The 18,657-nt window shown below is 44.4% G+C and carries 13 protein-coding genes; 6 read left to right on the top strand and 7 right to left on the bottom strand.

The features are described from left to right. Positions 1-15 precede the first annotated feature (15 nt). From ACSX1A_RS07775 to ACSX1A_RS07755, 5 genes are all read left to right on the top strand, one after another. Positions 16-1,791 (top strand): L,D-transpeptidase family protein, encoded by a 1,776-nt coding sequence (locus ACSX1A_RS07775; protein ID WP_439883056.1) that lies wholly within the window; start codon positions 16-18, stop codon positions 1,789-1,791. A 33-nt stretch (positions 1,792-1,824) separates the two neighbouring features. After that, positions 1,825-2,385, top strand: a complete 561-nt coding sequence (locus tag ACSX1A_RS07770; protein WP_439883055.1) for a plastocyanin/azurin family copper-binding protein — start codon at positions 1,825-1,827, stop codon at positions 2,383-2,385. Positions 2,386-2,986: 601 nt separating this feature from the next. After that, positions 2,987-3,415, top strand: a complete 429-nt coding sequence (locus tag ACSX1A_RS07765) for a helix-turn-helix domain-containing protein (RefSeq protein WP_439883054.1) — start codon at positions 2,987-2,989, stop codon at positions 3,413-3,415. 139 nt (positions 3,416-3,554) lie between these two features. Continuing rightward, the gene (locus tag ACSX1A_RS07760; RefSeq protein WP_439883053.1) at positions 3,555-4,898 is read left to right on the top strand and encodes a DUF2254 domain-containing protein; all 1,344 of its coding nucleotides are present in this window, start codon (positions 3,555-3,557) and stop codon (positions 4,896-4,898) included. Between the two features lie 70 nt (positions 4,899-4,968). Further along, a complete protein-coding gene (locus ACSX1A_RS07755) occupies positions 4,969-5,790 on the top strand; it encodes an ion transporter (RefSeq protein WP_439883052.1) in 822 nt (273 codons plus the stop codon). A 10-nt stretch (positions 5,791-5,800) separates the two neighbouring features. On the opposite strand, the gene alr is transcribed toward ACSX1A_RS07755, so the two are convergent. The 5 genes from alr to ACSX1A_RS07730 form a co-directional block, all read right to left on the bottom strand. Beyond that, positions 5,801-6,952 carry an alanine racemase gene (alr, locus tag ACSX1A_RS07750; protein ID WP_439883051.1) on the bottom strand — a complete coding sequence of 384 codons (1,152 nt, stop codon included), beginning with the start codon at positions 6,950-6,952 and terminating at the stop codon, positions 5,801-5,803. A 6-nt stretch (positions 6,953-6,958) separates the two neighbouring features. Then, positions 6,959-8,116, bottom strand: a complete 1,158-nt coding sequence (locus ACSX1A_RS07745) for an amidohydrolase (protein ID WP_439883050.1) — start codon at positions 8,114-8,116, stop codon at positions 6,959-6,961. 135 nt (positions 8,117-8,251) lie between these two features. Beyond that, complete coding sequence (locus tag ACSX1A_RS07740; RefSeq protein ID WP_439883049.1) at positions 8,252-12,211, bottom strand: PAS domain S-box protein; 3,960 nt, start codon at positions 12,209-12,211, stop codon at positions 8,252-8,254. A 94-nt stretch (positions 12,212-12,305) separates the two neighbouring features. Beyond that, a complete protein-coding gene (locus ACSX1A_RS07735) occupies positions 12,306-13,664 on the bottom strand; it encodes a sigma-54-dependent transcriptional regulator (RefSeq protein ID WP_439883048.1) in 1,359 nt (452 codons plus the stop codon). Between the two features lie 351 nt (positions 13,665-14,015). Beyond that, entirely contained in the window at positions 14,016-14,852 is an 837-nt protein-coding gene (locus ACSX1A_RS07730; protein WP_439883047.1) for a DUF1206 domain-containing protein, read from the bottom strand. Between the two features lie 226 nt (positions 14,853-15,078). On the opposite strand from ACSX1A_RS07730, the gene ACSX1A_RS07725 reads away from it, so the two are divergent. After that, positions 15,079-15,663 (top strand): DUF4136 domain-containing protein, encoded by a 585-nt coding sequence (locus ACSX1A_RS07725; protein ID WP_439883046.1) that lies wholly within the window; start codon positions 15,079-15,081, stop codon positions 15,661-15,663. A gap of 119 nt (positions 15,664-15,782) precedes the next feature. Here the strand turns inward: ACSX1A_RS07725 and ACSX1A_RS07720 are convergent, their stop codons facing one another. Then, the gene (locus ACSX1A_RS07720; protein ID WP_439883045.1) at positions 15,783-17,777 is read right to left on the bottom strand and encodes a cation:proton antiporter domain-containing protein; all 1,995 of its coding nucleotides are present in this window, start codon (positions 17,775-17,777) and stop codon (positions 15,783-15,785) included. Between the two features lie 149 nt (positions 17,778-17,926). Then, a complete protein-coding gene (locus ACSX1A_RS07715) occupies positions 17,927-18,580 on the bottom strand; it encodes an HD domain-containing protein (RefSeq protein ID WP_439883044.1) in 654 nt (217 codons plus the stop codon). Positions 18,581-18,657 lie beyond the last annotated feature (77 nt).

Here is an 18,657-nt window from a genome sequence, read left to right as displayed (position 1 = left end):
AATTTTAGAAAAATAATGCCCCCTTTAATTAGAACAGATATGATGATCCCTTATGTATTTAAATTTAAGCTACTAACGATACTGGCTATGATTGGGCTTACGGCTGCTACAGGTTGTAACCAGACCGGAGGAGAAGCCAATACCACAGCCAGCAGCGGAGGTTTCTTTAGCGGAGGGCAGAAAGCACTTCCCCAACCCAACACGGACAGTCTTTTTGTGCTGAATTACATTAACAAGACCCCTAAATTTAAGGACCAGAAAGAATGGATGTTCAAGTTCTATGGTGACCGGGACTATAGCCTCGCCTGGTTTCGGGACAACGAGCTGGTACCTGAATCAGAGAAATTCCTTTCTGTGCTAAATAATGCCTCCAAAGAAGGATTGGATCCGAAACGGTATAAACTGGTGGATATTGACCAGATGCTTAAAAAGCTAAAGGAGCTGCCACCGCAGGATTCTTCACGACTTGCACTGCAACAGCAGATCGACATTGCCCTCACAGCTTCTTATTTTAACTATGCTTCTGATTTTTATCGTGGTAAAGTTGATCCGCGTGCCCAGAACAAGGTGAAGTGGGATGTTAAAGAGAATAAGATCAAATTGCACAAAGCTTTACAAACTATCCTGAAGGAGCGTGACAGCACTTATCCTTACTATGAATTTGAGGCACTTCATGCCGGTTATATCAAGCTAAGAGATGCCCTGAACAAGTATAGGGAGTTACAGGCAAAAGGTGGATGGGCTAAAGTGGAGATGGGAAAGAACAAGCTGCTTGAAAAAGGTGACACTGCCAAGGCTGTTGTTTCAGTGCGCAAACGCCTGAACCCGGAAGAAACTTTTGACGCTAACAACAAGAAGCTATGGCTGTATGATGAAAACCTGCAGAAACAGGTGAAAGAGTTTCAGCGATTACATGGCTTAAAAGAAGATGGTATAGTAGGGGGAAATACACTTGCCATGATGAATGTGCCCATCGAAGACCGTATCACTCAGATCATGATCAACATGGAGCGCTGGCGTTGGATACCAAAACGTATGGTACCTAAAAGCTTAGACCAGAAGTATATCTGGGTTAATATCCCAGAGTATAAGCTACACATTTATGAAGACCCGGACAATGATCCGGAAGCGGAGAGGGAGTATAAGGAGGTAATGAGTATGCGCGTAATAGTTGGTAAAACCATGAATTCAACTCCTATTTTCAGTGATAAACTTGAATATGTGGTGTTGGCCCCTTTCTGGAATGTACCAAACAGCATTACCGAAAAAGAAATAAAGCCCCATATGCTTAATAACCCGGGCTGGCTGGCTACACAGGATATGGAAATTGTTACGAAAGAGAAGAACCCGAAACAGATATCTCCATATTCTATTGACTGGGCTGGTGTGACGGAAGAGAACTTCCCGTACCGTGTGCGTCAGAAGCCAGGTCGCGAAAACTCTTTGGGCATGATCAAGTTCCTGTTTCCGAATGAATATGCAGTTTACCTGCACGATACCCCAGCAGATGCTTTGTTCAGCCAGACGGAGCGGGATTTTAGCCATGGTTGTGTACGCGTTGAAAAACCGGTAGAGTTAGCGAAATACCTGTTACAGGATATGCCGGAGTGGGATGAGAACCGCATTCGTCAGACAATGACTGGTGGAGATGAAACCTGGGTTACCTTACCAAAACGTGTTCAGGTATACCTCGTTTACTTCACTAGTTGGGTAGATGACGATGGTAATCTTAACTTCAGAGAAGACCTGTATGGCCATGACAAGAAGTTGGAACAGGAATTTTTTGGGTAGAATTAACCTAGCTAAGCGCATTAAGAAAAAGCCATGAAACGAATCTTCAGTATTTGTTGCCTCAGTTATCTGTTGCTGCTTACAGGCTGTTTTGAAAAAAATGGGCAGGAGCAAAGTGGCGATAATATTATCGATGCTGATACAGCTACAGCATCGAGTGCGCCTATTATCGAGAACCCCGATACTACACTGCAGCCAATACAGGAATTGAAACTTGTAGCTACCGGAAATACATTGGACGAAATAGCTTACAAGCAAGATACACTGGAGGTGAATGCCGGTGCTTTGGTAAAGCTAACTTTTGTGAACGAAGGCGTAGATATGCCGATGGTACATAATGTGGTGATCACAAAGCCTGGAATGTATAAAGAGGTAGCTCTTGCTGGGGCGAAGGTGGGGGCCTCCGGTAATTATGTTCCAGAAAGCCCTGTCGTGATCGCGGCTTCCTCAATTGCGTTACCGGGCCAGACTGTGGAGCTTGAGTTTACTGCTCCTGCCGAACCAGGGTCTTATGATTTTGTATGTACCTATCCCGGCCATTGGCCGAAGATGCATGGTGTGTTTATTATCAAGCCTAACCAAGCTGAAGAATAGTAGAAATACTACCAGGCTAACCTTAATAAGTAAGTTGCATATACCCTACTGGTAATTTTAGAAGTGCTGTTTAAATACAATTTTTAAGGTGAGGAGCTGCGCTTTGAGCAGTTATTTTAAAGACTCAAAACCATTGCACCGGAATCAGTGTAAATTTATGTGCGTTTTTACCGGAGTAAACTGATCCGGAGCTTAGCTGATATATAGCTGTAAAACAAGAATATAAGGCATTGTGGATAACTCGTTTTATCCACAATGCCTTTTTTTATGCTGTGCCATTGTGGCAGTAGCAAATAATTTGCTTACGAGGTGCTTAAATACCTAAAGACTTGACTACTAATATACAAATGCTAGACACCAATAAAATAGGGGAGGCACACTTTGACAGATAATAGTAGTTTACAATTGTATATACATTTGTAAACAATGTAATACAAATGTATTTTTAAATTTATAAGAGACTATTAATAAGGAAAATATGGGTGAGTTTTAAACCAATTGTTTTAATCATAATGTATGTTTGATCCTTTCTCATTTGTTGGTGAAACTCAAAAAGTATACATTTGTTCATACATAAAAATTTATAAGCACTCATGATCATATGGTAGAAAGGATACAGCAGTTAATGGAGTTTAAGGGGTTCTCTTCTTCCCAGTTTGCTGATACTATTGAAGTGCCGCGGGCAGTTATCAGTCACATTATCAGTGGCAGAAACAAGCCTAGCCTGGATGTGGTGCTAAAGGTCATCGCTGCTTTTCCGGAGATCAGTAAGGATTGGATGCTACTGGGTGAAGGTGAGATGCTAAAGAGCTTAGTAACAAATGTTGGATCAGATTCTCCTGGTATTATAGGCGCCCCAACACCTGATACCAGTGTGCATGAGCTGCAGGAAAAGGTACATGAGCCTGGTAAAATACAAAACACTCCTATTGAAAATGTGCCTTCGGGCAAAGACCAAGAGGGCACCAAAACCATTGAACAGATCGTCGTTTTTTATTCTGATAAAACTTTTATAGCCTATAAGCCCTAATAATATTCAGCGTCTTTTGCTGACATAACAATAGCGCGGAGGAGAGGAGACAATTAAATTAGAAACCTCTTTTATAAGGTACAAGTACATTGGCTAAACACCGTTCTGCTTTGCAGCGGCAACTATAGTCAATTACCCTATGGAAAAAATCATTAGCCGGTTAAAGTTCGCTTATAACTACATTGTGAACAGCATCGGTTTTTACCCTACCCTTATTGCGGTTTTCTTCTTTATTCTGGCCTTGTTAATGCTTTACCTGGAGTCTCAGGGCTTAAGTACAAGGTTTAAAGATAACCTGCCCTTCATGATCATAACAGATGGGCCCACAGCACGGCTTATCCTAAGTTCTATTACCACTGGTATCATCTCGCTTACCGTCTTTAGCTTTACAATGGTAATGCTTGTGCTTAACCAGGCGAGCGCCAATTTTACTCCACGTGTAATTCCTGGTCTCATTTCTTACAAATCAAACCAGCGGGTGCTGGGCCTTTACCTGGGAGTGCTCATTTACACTTTAGTGGTTATGGTAAACGTGAGGTCAGATTACTATAACATCAATCTACCTGGCTTTGCTATTTTCCTGGATATGTGCTTCACAATTCTGTGCCTGGGCTTCTTTGTTTATTTTATTCACTCCATCTCACAGTCTATTCAGATCGAAAGTATTCTGGAGAGTATTTATAATGTAACCCATGATAGCCTTAAAACTGAGATCAGCAATGATAATGGTTCTGATGTTCCGAACATATTCACTTCAAACAGAGAGTGGTTTCCTTTAGAGAGTCCGGAAACCGGCTATATCCAAAGCCTTGACCAGGAAACGGTGTTGGAACTTTGTAAAAAACATGATGTGGTCCTGTACTTTGAGCAGCCCTTGGGCTCCTTCTTAATAAAAGGGGTGCCGTTTGCCCGCCTCAATAAAAAACTGGATAAAGAAGATGAATTTTCAAAGGAAATCTTCAGCTATGTCAGCTTTTACAGGGAAGAACGCCCGGATGTGAATTACCTTTTTGGTTTTAAGCATATTGCCGAAAGTGCTGTAAAAGCGCTTAGCCCAGGTATTAATGACCCTGGCACGGCCATCAAGGCAATAGATTACCTGACAGCCCTTTTTGCCTTGCGCATGCAATTATCTGATGAGGTGATCTTATATGATCAGGAGGGGGCAGGTAGGATAAGGTTTGAGCACAATACATTTGGTGCGCTCTATGCCATTACTTTAAGCCCTATAAGGTTATATGGTAAAGGGAGTACTGTAATCGTACTGAGGCTGCTGTATTTACTGAAGAGTTTGTTATTTAAGGTGCAGGATTTCCCTCAGTTTAAGCCTATACTTTATAAAGAAGCAAAATTGCTGCTTTTTGATGCCGATGAGAATATTAAGAACCCGGGAGATCGTGAAAAGATCAACATGCAGGTATTTGAACTGAATAAAATGAATATCCTGTCTGCTGAGCTCCCCTTGTTGGATACAGCAGATTAAGTAGCCTGATCAGAAAGTTCCGTTTATGTAACGTATATAACACTTAAAGGCCAGTTCGTACATTATACCTATGGCAAAAGCCCGGCAGAATTCATTACGCAAAAAACTTTACACGATTATCTTTGAGGCGGAAACACCCGGGGGTAAGCTATTCGATGTGGTGCTCCTTATATTAATCCTTGGAAGCGTTGTAGTTGTATCTCTGGAAAGTATAGTGGAGCTAAGGCGAAACTATTTGTCCATCTTCCAGGCGTTTGAATGGAGTTTTACCATTTTGTTTACACTAGAGTATGTGCTGCGCATTTACAGTACGCCGCGGCCAATCAAATATGTATTTTCTTTTTTTGGAGTTGTAGATCTTCTATCCATTATCCCTACCTACTTAAGCCTGTTCATACTTGGATCGCAGTATCTGCTGGTGGTGCGGGTGCTCCGGCTGCTACGGATGGCGCGTATTTTTAAGCTGACGCATTTTATAAACGAAGGGCAGGTGCTTACAAATGCCCTTAAAGCAAGTGGCACAAAGATCATGGTGTTTATTGGCACGGTGCTAATCATTGTGGTGATCATCGGCTCTGTGATGTATATAATAGAAGGTGCTGAAAGTGGCTTTACCAGCATCCCGACCAGTATTTACTGGACCATTGTAACGCTCACCACAGTTGGCTACGGCGACATAGCTCCTGAAACACCGTTAGGCCAGGTGCTGGCAAGCTTTATAATGATCATGGGGTATGGCATCATTGCGGTGCCTACTGGTATTGTAACTGTAGAGATGTCACGGTCAGCCAGGAAAAGTGCCGCCAGCAGAGTATGCCCGAACTGCCATCAGGAGGGGCACCCGGTTGACGCTAACTATTGCTTTAACTGCGGCTATAAGCTGCCTAGTTAAAGCATTACTTTTAGTCTACTACATAGCGTGGGATATTGGTAGGGAGGCGTGTGAGCAGTTCGTAGTTTAGTTGCGTACTCAGTTCGCCGAAGGATGCAACACTAATGCTCTGATTCCCCTGTTTGCCTAGAAGCACTACTTCATCGTTCTTTTGCACGTCCGGAATGCTCGTAACGTCAACCATCATCACATTCATGTTAACGATCCCGACCACGGCTGCACGCTGCCCTTTAATGAGTACCTGCCCCTGGTTGCTCAGGCTACGGCTATAGCCCCAGGCATAGCCAACAGGTACCACAGCTAACAGCATGTCGCGGGGTGCCTGAAACGAGGTGCCATACCCGATAAAATCACCTTGCGTAACAGCTTTTAAACTCATTATGCGGCTCTTCCAGTTAATTAATCGTCGTAGTGGGTCAGTCTTGTCCTGTTGGTTGCCAATGTACTGACTGTAAGTTTCAGGGCTTGGCCAGAATCCATACTGCATGATACCAATCCGAACCATATCCATTCGGGTTTCCGGGTAACTGATCATGGCAGCTGAGCAGGCAGTGTGTCTCTGTACAGGATCCAGGCCATTTTCGCGAAGTTGCTCAAGCACTTTATTGAACTTCTGGTGTTGAGATATAACGCGCTCATGGTTTTGCAGGCTCTCTGCGCCGGCATAGTGCGTGCAAACCCCTTGTAGCAGTACATGTTCCTGGTACTGCAGCAAAGTGACTTCAGCCTGCTCTAAAGCGCCTTTTTCAAAGCCGGTTCGGTTCATGCCGGTCTCAAGCTCCAGGTGTACCTTTGCCTTCTTGCCCAGCTTTTGGGCTGTCTTTGCCGCCTCAAGGAGCCTGTCGAGATCAAAAACGAAAAATTCGACATCCTGTTGAATAGCCCATTCCAGTTCGTCGTTGTCGATGTACCCCATGATCATAACGCTGGCAGGGTGAGGAAGGGAATCGAGGAGGCGTTTTGCTTCGTCGGCGCTGAATACCGAGAAATGGTCTATGCCACTTGCCTGGGCAAGTGGCGCGAACTGCTCGATCCCGTGGCCGTAGGCATTGCCTTTTATCACCGACGACAGTTGTACATCAGGGCCTATTTCCTTCTTCAGGAAGTTAATATTGTTCTCAAGTGCTGATTTACTTATCTCTATGTAAGAGCTATGAAGCATAATGTGTTATCTTTTCAGGATTTCCTGTATAATAGAATAAAAGAGCGCGCTGCCGCTGGTTATCAGGGCATCCGGGAAATCATAATCGGCATGGTGCAGTTGTGCCTGCTCAGTACCTGCGCCCAATCCAAAAAATGCACCTTGGTACAGGTGCGTGAAATGGCCAAAATCTTCTGACCACCTGAAAGGATGTACGGCTTCTTCTACTTCCAGTTGAAGGCTATGGGCCGCACGCTTTACCAATTCTACCGAAGCATCGTTATTGACGGTAGCCGGAAACTCCTCTACAATATTTATCTTATAGCCTAGGCCATACTTTTCAGCAACCATTTGTGCAGCTGAAGTTGCCAGTGACTTCAATAGTTTTAGATCACCCGGTTGATAGGAGCGCAGGGTGGCCATAACAGTGGCATAGCCTGGGTTGGTGCCAAAGGCTATTTCACCTAATCGCGCATGTACAACAGTTAAGAGTGTGAGGTCCTGAAACTGCTCTTTTTTAGTGACGATATCCTGAAAACCAAGTATAAGCTCTGCCATTGCTGCTCCTGGGTTGAGTCCGTTTTCGGGCTCTGCCGCATGCGACGATCTGCCGGTCAGTTCAACGATCATGCCAGTAGAGGCAGCCGCGAACACTCCGTTTCTTACTACCACCTGGTGCAGTGGTACACCCGGCAAGTTATGAAGCGCAAAAACGTAATCGGGTTTTATGTTTGTGAATCGTTCGTCCCGGAGTACCTCCCAAGCACCGGCTCCTGTTTCCTCGGCAGGTTGAAACAGAAGTACTACTTTACCTCTCTCGGATTTCTGCTGATGCAATAAAGCGGCTAGGCCGGCAAGGATAGTCATATGCCCGTCATGCCCGCACTTGTGACCAAGTCCTTCAGCTTCTGAGCTATAAGGCAGGTCGTTCGTTTCGGCAATGGGTAAGGCATCCAGTTCAGCTCTGAACAAAATGGTGGGCCCTTCAGGGTTGCTTCCATTAAAAACAGCTGCAATACCGGTACCCCCTAAGCCAGTGAAAATTTGATCAGGATTGTATTGCTGTAAAAAATGGCTGACCCGTTCCGCTGTTAATGTTTCCTGACCGGAAAGTTCCGGGTGACGGTGAAGAGAGTGTCTGAGTTGAATTAACTTATCCAGGTCTGGTAAAGCGATTGCTTGCATGAATGATATTTTTGTTCCTGTTGTAATGAAGGTACGCAATCAAATGCAATACGTATACATTGATCTATGGGAGAAAAAAATGCCATGAGGCTTTATCAAGCTTTCATGGCATTTCAAATGGACGTATGCTTTTGGCTATATATCAGCCTGTATTTCTGTTAAGACCTGTGCCATCACCTCCTGCAGGTAGTTGATGTTATCCAGTACTGTTGGGAGATCTTCCTGGTTCTTGGCTTTCAGCTCAATAATTCTGACCACATCCCGTAATTTCTGAATGCGCATCGTGTCAATAGTAGATTTCAGCTTATGCGCTGCCGCACTAACGCCTTTCCAGTCTGATGCTTGTTTTTTCTCCTCCAGATCTGCCAGCGTTTGCGGTACTGTTTCCACAAAGAGTACTTTGGTTCTCTTCACAAATGCTTCGTTGCCCCTCGACATCTTAAGCAGCAAACTCAAATCAAATAAAGGCTCTTGTACCTGTGCGTTTATCTCTTCGTTTTCGGGGGCAGGGGTTCTCTCTTGTTTCATAAGCTTATGAGGTAGAACAGAAGCTATTTTAGTAAAAAGCTTTTCCTCGTCAAATGGTTTTGAAATATAGGCATTCATACCAACATTCAGGTATTTCTCAGCGTCTCCTTTAAATGCGTTGGCTGTTAATGCGATAATTGGTATGCCGGCCTTTGATTTATCAGGGTTTGATCGTATAAAATGTGTAGCGTCTATACCACTCATTTCAGGCATCTGAATATCCATCAACACCAGGTCATAAGTGTTTCGATCTACCATTTCAACCGCCTCCCGGCCATTTAAAGCTACATCTACTACAAAGTTCCAGCTTTCCATGATAGACCTGGCCAGGAAAATATTGATCTCATTGTCCTCGGCCAACAGCACATTAATTCCCTTTAAGCTAGCGTAATTGATTTGCTCATCCTGTTTCTCAGGATTTGTATCGCCTTCATATTTTTGGTAGGTGATCGTAAATTTAAACGTACTGCCGCGGTTTTCCTCACTTTCAACCCAGATCCTGCCGCCCTGCATTTCTATGAGGTTTCTGCAGATGTTCAGGCCCAGTCCGGTGCCTCCGTATTTCCTGGTGGTACTGGAGTAGGCTTGCGTAAATCCTTCGAATATATACTCTTGTTTTTCTGCAGATACACCAATACCTGTGTCGATCACGGCAAACTCTATGGTAAGATTATGTTCATTTTCATGCAAAACCTGACTTTGGAGGGTTACGCTGCCTGTTTCTGTAAATTTAATAGCGTTGTTAAGCAGGTTCAATAAAACCTGGTTCAAGCGGTAGGGGTCGCCCACCAGTGTAGGCTCCGCAACCTGAAGTGGTTTAACTTCATACGCCAGCTCTTTTTCCTCCGCTTTATAGATTAGCGTTTGATAAGCAGCTTTTACTGTGTCGCAGATATTAAAAGGAATTTCTTCCAGTTCTACTTTACCTGCCTCAATTTTAGCTACATCCAGAATATCGTTTATGATAACCAATAGATTGTCAGCAGACTGCAGAATGATGTCCAGGTAATTTTTCTGAGAGCTGTTTAACGGACTCTTACTTAAAAGACCGGCCATACCCATAATACCGTTCAGCGGCGTGCGGATCTCATGGCTCATATTGGCCAGAAAGTTCTCTTTCACACGCGCGGACTCTTCCGCCACCTCCTTGGCTTGTTTCAGCTCCATCTCGGTACGCGTTCGTTCCGTAATATCCTGGGCTATCGCAATAATGTATGGTTCTGAATTAGGTTCTTCTACCTTATAATTCTTGTAAAGCAAAGAGCGCTCCTCCTGATCCTTGTTTAAGACAGTTAACACGCCTTCAGCTATGTTATTCTTCCGGAAGCTCTCCAGGTACAACCTGAAATTCTTCTTGTGCTTTTCCGGAATCAGTGACTGCAGGTTATGGCCCACCACCTCTTCTGCCTCATAATCAAGTAAGGTGAGAATATGGGGGTTAACAGATAGTATTCTGCCCTGCATATCATGTGAGCAGATATACGCCTGGCTGTAATTTATAAGTTCGCGGTATTTGCGTTCGCTGCTCCGCAGAGCTTCCCCCACCAATCTGCGCTGGGTAATATCGCGGGAAGAGGATTGCAGCTTAACCACCTCGCCATCGTCATTCAACAGTGGCTTCATGATTGTTTCTACCCAGATGTACTGACCATCTTTCTTTTGTTTTCGATGCTCAATTACAATATTCGTTTTCTCATTTATCGCCTTTTTTTGCCCCTCTTCTAAAACATACAACCTGTCGTCGGGGTGCAGGATGTGGTATGGTGAGGTACCTTCCAGGTCGGATGGCTCATAGCCGAGCATTTCTTTTACCCCGCCTGATACATACTGGTAATTTCCATCCAGGTCGTGCAGGCATATAAGGTCTCTTGAATTTTCAGATAGTAAGCGGTGCATTTCCTCACTCTCCTGTAACTGCTGCTTGGCCTTTCGCTGCTCTGTAATGTTTGTCGATATTCCCAGTATCTGAACTTTGCCATCACTTGTCGTGATTGGCTTTTTTATTGTGCTAAGCCATATCAGTTCTCCATCAGGCTTGGTAAAGCGCTCTTCAATTCTTACTTCTTTGCCTGTTGTTAATACCTGCTTGTCTACTTCCTTATAAAATTCCTCTTCTTCTATTTTAGGTATGGCTGCATTTGCTTTGCCTGCTGTGAGTTCACTAGCAGATACACCATAGAGCTTTGCAAACTCTTCATTTACCAGGGTATAATTACCTTCCTGATCTTTCACGAAGATCAAGCTCGGGCTTGTGTCTATCACCTGGCGGATGAATTCATTTTTCTCTTTCACCTCCAGGGCTGCCTTGCGTTCCTCTGTAGTATTCCGGACGATCGTGAGCACCTCATCCGGGTTATACTTTACTACCCGGCCTTCGTAGTACCTGAGCTTGCCACCAATCTCAAGGTCATACTCCAGTATCTCATACCTACCGGTTGCCAGTACCCTACCAATTGTAACCTCAAATTGATTTGATAGTTTTTCTGGCAGCAACTCATGTATACTTTGACCAATGATCTGAGCTTTGGGGATCTGAAGGAATTTATCATCCTCATTCATCATATCCATGTAAACACCGTTTCTATCGATGATGAACATGAGGTCGGGAATAGCGGCAAGGATCGCTTTGTTCTTGGCCTCACTGGCTATGATCTCTTCCTGCGCCTTACGCAGCTCTGTAATGTTCAGGCCATGGCCAACGATCAGTTGAATCTCGTTGTTTTCGTCCAGAGCGGGGTTTAACCGCCTGATAAAGTAGTTTTCGTTACCTTCTTTGTCAATGAGCTTTTCTTCAAACTCTACTATGCATTTGTCACGTAACACCTTGTTCAGGTGCTCGCTGCGTTCCGTCATCCGATCCGGATCAATTCCCCTGAAAATGCTGTATTCTTCATTGGTTTTGCCAATGATCCACTTTCTCAGTTCAGGGTCCCTTACGGCATATGGGTTCAGGAAAAGGTACTGCAGCTTGTTGTTGTACACTGCCACATCAGAAGAAAGGTGGTTAAGGACAGACTCATAAAAGTCTTTCTGCTGCATCAGTTCCTGGCTTTGCTGCCGAATGGTGGTTACATCCTCTGCTGAGCCAATAATTTGCTGTGGTTCTCCTGATTCGTTCCTGGAGAACACGCTTTCCCGGCAGAACAGGTTTTTAACAGATCCGTCTTTACAGCGTACCTGATACTCTACATGGCTGATCTCTTTATCAGAAGCATTTCTCATTTGCCGCACTTGGTCCTGTATCTTCTGCTGGTCCTCTTTGGTAGTAACCAGGGATTGAAAGAAACTTCCGTTCAGGCCGGCGATATCTTCTTCTGAATAGCCAAGTACATTTTTGATCTGATCGTTAAGGTACAGGCATTTATCCTGATCAACATCATAAATATAAATGATGCTGGGTAACGTGTGGGCAAGGTGGCGTAGATAGACCAGGTCATGGTCTTTGGCACTGTGTTGTGCCTGTAAGTCTTCTGCCAACTTTTCAGCTGCTACCCGCGCAAGGCGTTCTTTCTCCAGTTGCTGTTTAAGTTCAGCAACCTGCTGTTCAAAATCTATCTGCGGAGCCATAGCTTAAAGACAAGAATCCTGGTAATAAAAATGTGAGTTCATAACCGTCCTGGTCATATCATTTACAGGTTCTAACAGAGCCTGAGAGGCTTTGTTAGAAAGTGGTTAGCTCTTTATTCTGAATCATGCGGTAGATCGTTGATTTACCTATATCCAGCTTATCGGCTACATATAAAACATTGTAGTCATATTTCTCCAGGTAATACTGGATGATCTCAGTCGTGTACTCTTTAAGTGTTCGTTCAGTGGCAAGGAAATCTTTGTCGGCACTGTTTGCCGTAAAGTTGATATCGTGATCCTGAACTACTTCATCATCAGACATCACCACGGCAAGTTCTACAATTGCCTTTAGTTCGCGCACATTACCCGGGAACGAGTAGGAGAGAAGCTTTTCCTGGGCCTTTTCCGAAAGGCTTTTCTTGCCCATGCCATTCTCTCTGGCAAAGGCGTCCATAAAATGTTTGGATAAAACGAGAATGTCAGCGCCTCTGTCACGGAGAGGGGGCAGGTGAATTGGCAAACCGAGCAGCCGGTAATAAAGGTCTTCTCTGAAGTTGCCCTTCTTTACCTCTTCGGCTAAATTCTTATGCGTGGCAACGATGATGCGTACATCAACAGGTACAATAGAATTTCCGCCTACACGTGTGATCTCTTTTTCCTGGAGCACGCGCAGCAACTTCGCCTGAAGGCTGACGTCAAGTTCGCCGATCTCATCCAAAAAGATTGTTCCCTTGTTGGCTTCTTCAAACTTTCCGATCCGCCTGGCAAGGGCTCCTGTAAATGCACCTTTTTCATGTCCGAATAACTCACTCTCAATAAGTTCTTTGGGTATGGCAGCCACATTTACAGCTACATACGGGCTCTGTTTTTTGATGCCATTATAGTGGATGGCTTTTGCTACCAGTTCCTTGCCAGTTCCGGTTTCACCTGTTACTGAAACAGTTATGTTTGTTTTGGCAGCTTTGTCCATCATCGAGAATACCCGTTTGATGGCTTCGCTGTTACCAATTATTAATTTGCTGAAATCATACTTCTGGCCTATCTGCTCCCGGAGTTGAATGATCTCCTCCCGTAACGAAGCATTCTCACGGATCTTATTGATCGTATTCCAGAGGCGTTCAGGTGTGTCCTCGTCCTTTACGATATAATCGTAAGCGCCCTTTTTAAGCAGGTTTACGGCAGTGGCTACATCTTCCTGTCCGGAAATAATAACCACTTGTGTATCCGGGTTTAACTCCTTGATCTTCTTGAGAACCTCGTCCCCGTTCTTATCCGGTAAAGAGTAGTCGAGGGTAACGGCATTCGGACGCTCATGCATGCTGGCAAGGCAGTCTTTGGCAGAATGAAACTTTCTAAGCTCGTAATCAGGGTTAAGAGATAAATGATATTCCAGCAGTTCGCTGTACCATACATCATCGTCCAGTATAAAGATTTTAAAGGGCGTATTTTTCATTAAGTTTTCAGGGCCTTTTCATGCTCGGTACTTTCAAAGATACTATATAAAACATTTAGCAGGAAAAATAATTTAAGCATTCATAATCATTACTTTATAAGGCTATGCTTAAGATGTTTGTAAACAGTTCTATATGCTAATGATTGGTTGCAAAATCCGTTGATATGTATTTGTACTTTAAATGTATTTATTTACCTTACTCTAAGTGGGTGAGCAATAGTAGATTTTAGGAGTGCTTACAGAACTGCCATTGGTAGTCAATTGTTTACCATACCTGAAAAGCAACAGGCCTTTACCAAAGCAGATATGCTTTGGTAAAGGCCTGTTGCTCAATATAAATCAGTGATGATGTTACGTGGTGCTGATAGGCTGGTATTTCGCTCTCATAAACATAAAGATACCATAGAACACCAAACCAATAGCTACAGCCCCAAGCAGGTAGGAACCATAGGAAGAACTCTCCAGGAATTGAAATGCACTGCCGCTACCACCCGCTTTTTCAGGGTTTGATTGCATGGCAGCTTTTAAGAATAGATAACCGATCACGATCCACACAACTCCTCGTGCTACATAACCGATCTTCCCCATTTGGATCATTTTTTCTTCTATGTCGTGCTTCAAGCCAGCATGCCTTACCTTCTTTTTATACTTATCGGATAGGCCATAATAGATCTGGTAAATACCAGTAGCTATGATGCCAATGGCCACAATGCCGGCCAACCACTGCCCAAAAGGTTGTTTCAGCAATTCGCTGGCCAGTGTTTCGCGCGATCCGCCACTGCCGCCGCTGCTACTGGTCCCAAACACCATTTTAGCAGCCAGGTATGCCAAACCGCCATATACTATTCCGCTAAAGATATAACGGATCCGTTTTCCAATTCCTTTCGCGTCGGTTCCATTGTCTTCTGTGTCCATAAAGCCCTGGATGAACCGCCAGATGGCATAACAAGCTAAGCCAAGTGCTACAAGACCTAAAAGCCATTTGCCGAAAGGTTGATTTTCAATGAATTGAAAAACTCCTTTTTTATCCGATCCCTGCTCTGAACTACCCCCTAATTCAAAGGCAGCCATAAATGCCAGAATACCTACCAGGCAGTATACTACCCCCTTGGCTGTTAAACCAAACCGGGCAAAGTTTTCTACCCACTTGGGAGGTGGGGAAGGTACATGCGATGTAAAATCAGTCATAGCTCTATATTTTAAATTTCATAGTTTATTTATTCCACATACACGTAAAATCAGCTTTTATAGTTATTAAACTCTATGCTTGCAGGTTTAGTGGATGAGTTGGCAATACAAAACCATTTGTCTGGTCAAATCTGTCACTTCTCATGACTTCTTCCTAAATTGCCATTAAATTCAGAGGCGCCTGACCTGTTCAAGCGTATCACTTCCATACTTAACCTGTAAGACTATGCCATCAAATAGACTCCTGTATCTTTTTTCTTCCCTGGTTATGCCGTTTCTGATGTGTTCCTGCGTGGTGACATCAGGTATAAAAGCGACCTCCGCCATTGCCGCGCCAGGTGCAAACCTAAAGCTTTACAGGACCTATAACTGGTACCAGGATAGTCCGGCAGCACCCGCAGAATATGACAAAGGATATGGTTCAGGTTTGGATGAAAAGATCAGAGAAGCCCTTGAGAAAGAGCTGGCACAAAAAGGGCTTACCAAAGTGTCAGAAAACCCTGATGTACTGGTAGCTTATGACGTTAGCGTTTCAGTTCCACTTGAAAAAGATAATCCCGAGAATTTTGCTACAGGTTTCGGCTATAGCTATGGTTACATGCATGGGTACAGGTACGATTATGGCAATGCCGGCTTGCCGGGTTACCGTGCCGTAGACCTGTTCAAAGCAGGAACCCTGATCGTGGACCTCATCAACCCTAAAAGAAATGAACTCGTGTGGCGGGGCTGGACGGAAGGAGCCATTGAGAACTTTGATGCCGGCTATAAAAAAGTGCAGCAGGAAGTAGCGGAAGTTATGAATAAGCTGTAGAAGAACGTGCATGTCGTTTTCCGGCTATGCTAATGGTAAACAACAATAAATTGAATCCTGCTGAAGAAGCTAGTTTGAATAAAAAGTTGCGAAACTTGAATTGTTAGTTGCTGAACAGTCTAATCAGCTTTTAAGTAATTGTTAAACCGCATCACATCGTCTGGCCGCCCTACCACATAAATTACATCTCCCTGTTTTATGACGGTTGTGGCCGTAATGTCCAGGATAGTTTTGCTGTCTCTTTTTATTGCCACTACCGTGATACTGAACTTATTGCGGATGTCTAGTTCAAGCAATGGTTTTTCGACGATCTCTCGGTCATTTGTGTAAACGCGCAGGCTGGCAACTTCAATATCCGGCAGGTCCAGGTCAATGCCACTCATGCTGTTGCTGCGCCCCACCATACTTCTGAGCATGTCATAATTATCGGATCGTATCAATTGTGTAAAGGCTTCGATCTGATCGCGAGGCATCAGGTATTTAGATAAAACACGGGTAAATATCTCGATAGAAGTTTCAAACTCCTCCGGAATAACTTCGTCCGCACCTACACGGTAGTTCTCCTCCATCTCCTGCAAGAATCGGGTCCTGACAATGATATGTACTTTATCGGTAATCTGGCGAATGCTGGCTACGATGCGTTTTGTAGCTTCGGCATCTGAAATAGCGATCACTACTACGCGTGCTTTCTCGATGTTCACATGCGATAGGATCGTGCTGTGCACCGCATCACCATAAAGTATAGGTTCTCCTAAATGTCGTTCATGGCGTACCGTAACAGCATTTAATTCGATGATCACATAGGGGATGTGGGCATGCTTGGCCGCTTTTGCCACGTTTCGTCCATTAATCCCAAAGCCAATGATAACAATGTGGTCATTGAGTTCCGGAAGGTCGCCAAAATGGGTCTCTTTTTCATTTTCAAACGGCATGGGATCCTTGCTGAGGCCAAACAAAGCGTCAAAATAGGAGGCAATACGGTGGTAATAGCTGATGACAAATGGCGTAACAGACATTGTAAGCAAGGACACTGACAGGAAGTACTGGTAGGTTTCTTCTGATAGGAGCCCAAAATTGATGCCCGTGGTGGAGAGGATAAAGGCGAATTCACCTACCTGGAAGATGGATAAGCCAACCAGTATGGCAATGCGCATCGGGTACTGGAGCAGGCGGGCAGCTACGGTGGCTACCACTGCTTTTAATAAGAACGTGATGCAGGAAAAGAATATGATGACGAAAAAGTGCTGTAACAGAAACTCAAAATTCAGGAGCATGCCAATCGACACAAAAAAGAAGCTGGTGAATATCTCCCTGAATGGCAATATGTTGCTCGTTGCCTGGTGACTGTATTCTGATTCTGAGATGATCAGTCCTGCCATAAACGCCCCCAGCGCCAAAGATAAACCCAGGCTTGAGGTAAGCCAGGCCACGGCAAAACAGATCACCACGATACTCAGGATAAAGAGCTCCTTGCTTTTTGTGCGTGCTACCAGGTAAAGTAACCTTGGGACCAGGTAGCGGGCGCTTATCAATACGAATAAAATAACGAAACCTCCTTTTAAGGCCATTAAAAGGAGTTCTAACCCGATATTCTCTGTGCCACCTGCCATAAGTGGCGTTACCAGCATCATGGGCACCACAATAATATCCTGGAAAATGAGGATGCCCAGTACGATCTTACCTTGCGGACTGTTAATTTCTGCTTTATCCTGCAATAGTTTCAGAACGATGGCTGTGCTGCTCAGGGAAATCAGGAAACCCATAAATACGGCCTCACCGGTATTAAAATCAAGCATGAGCATGATCAGGGTCACCAGTCCTATGGTTGCCAGCACCTGCGTAGTGCCCCCCAGCAGCACAGTGCGCTTGATGAGCGAGAGTTGCCGCAGCGAAAACTCCATACCAATAATGAAAAGCAGCAGAATAACTCCAATTTCTGCAAGTATTTCAATGTCATGAGTGTTGGTGATCAGGCTAAGCCCATGAGGACCGGCGATCACACCCGTTGCCAGGAACCCGAGGATGGTGGGAAGCCTGAACCTTTGGAACAGCAGTATAACCACTACAGCTAAACCCAGTATGATTACAATGTCCGAAAGTAAAGGTATTTCCATAGTTTCATTTTGAAGCAACGCACACTCAATGACTGAAGAAGCTGCTATTTTAGTTTGCCCTGGTCTGGCCTCGCATTTAGATCAGAATACACTTTCGTGTGTTCCTGTACTAAAAGCGTTGTAATACTTAATACTGCATTAAAAAGATGTTAGAGCGAGCCTTCCCATTCTCTATAAAACTGTGCTAAAAAGCTCTCCATATAGCTATGCCGTTCTTCAGCCACTTTTTTAGCTGTTTCAGTATGCATACGGTCTTTTAACAGTAAAAGCTTTTCATAAAAATGGTTGATCGTTGGAGCGGTACTCGCTTTGTAGGCTTCAAACGTATCGTGGAGCACCGGGTTGATCTCGGGATTATGGAGCTCACGGTTCTTATGGCCGCCATACGCAAACGTGCGGGCTATGCCTATGGCGCCTATGGCATCCAGGCGATCAGCATCCTGCACGATCCGGCCTTCCAGGCTGTGCATGGCTGATGAAGTGCCAGCCCCTTTATAGGACAGGTCTTTGATGATTTGACAGACGTGTTGTATAACTTCTTCTTCTACCTTTAGTTGTTCCAGCCACTCCTTTGCCATTTTCGGTCCGATGGTCTCATCTCCATTATGAAATTTATGATCGCCAATGTCGTGAAGGAGGGCAGCCAGCTCTACTACGTAAAGATCTGACGGTTCCTGAGTTGCTATACTTTTAGCATTGTTCCATACACGCTGGATGTGCCACCAGTCGTGGCCCGAACCTTCACCGGTAAGTAGTTGCCTTACATGTGCTGCTGTAGCGGCAACGTTATTTTCTTTTTTCATTGCTTTGCCTGTGCCTTTTACTATTTCCCAAAGCTAAAGAAAAAATTACTCCTGACGGAGCAGCCCCGCATACTGAC

The sequence above is a fragment of the Pontibacter sp. MBLB2868 genome, assembly GCF_051904785.1.
In the GTDB taxonomy this organism is placed as follows: domain Bacteria; phylum Bacteroidota; class Bacteroidia; order Cytophagales; family Hymenobacteraceae; genus Pontibacter.
The sequence above is the reverse complement of the archived record's forward strand: the minus strand, read 5'-3'. Positions and strand labels throughout refer to the sequence as shown.

Coding starts and splice junctions, on each gene's coding strand:
- ACSX1A_RS07775 (WP_439883056.1), top strand. CDS start 16: ATGCCCCCTTTAATTAGAACAGATATGATGATCCCTTATGTATTTAAA.
- ACSX1A_RS07770 (WP_439883055.1), top strand. CDS start 1,825: ATGAAACGAATCTTCAGTATTTGTTGCCTCAGTTATCTGTTGCTGCTT.
- ACSX1A_RS07765 (WP_439883054.1), top strand. CDS start 2,987: ATGGTAGAAAGGATACAGCAGTTAATGGAGTTTAAGGGGTTCTCTTCT.
- ACSX1A_RS07760 (WP_439883053.1), top strand. CDS start 3,555: ATGGAAAAAATCATTAGCCGGTTAAAGTTCGCTTATAACTACATTGTG.
- ACSX1A_RS07755 (WP_439883052.1), top strand. CDS start 4,969: ATGGCAAAAGCCCGGCAGAATTCATTACGCAAAAAACTTTACACGATT.
- alr (WP_439883051.1), bottom strand. CDS start 6,952: ATGCTTCATAGCTCTTACATAGAGATAAGTAAATCAGCACTTGAGAAC.
- ACSX1A_RS07745 (WP_439883050.1), bottom strand. CDS start 8,116: ATGCAAGCAATCGCTTTACCAGACCTGGATAAGTTAATTCAACTCAGA.
- ACSX1A_RS07740 (WP_439883049.1), bottom strand. CDS start 12,211: ATGGCTCCGCAGATAGATTTTGAACAGCAGGTTGCTGAACTTAAACAG.
- ACSX1A_RS07735 (WP_439883048.1), bottom strand. CDS start 13,664: ATGAAAAATACGCCCTTTAAAATCTTTATACTGGACGATGATGTATGG.
- ACSX1A_RS07730 (WP_439883047.1), bottom strand. CDS start 14,852: ATGACTGATTTTACATCGCATGTACCTTCCCCACCTCCCAAGTGGGTA.
- ACSX1A_RS07725 (WP_439883046.1), top strand. CDS start 15,079: ATGCCATCAAATAGACTCCTGTATCTTTTTTCTTCCCTGGTTATGCCG.
- ACSX1A_RS07720 (WP_439883045.1), bottom strand. CDS start 17,777: ATGGAAATACCTTTACTTTCGGACATTGTAATCATACTGGGTTTAGCT.
- ACSX1A_RS07715 (WP_439883044.1), bottom strand. CDS start 18,580: ATGAAAAAAGAAAATAACGTTGCCGCTACAGCAGCACATGTAAGGCAA.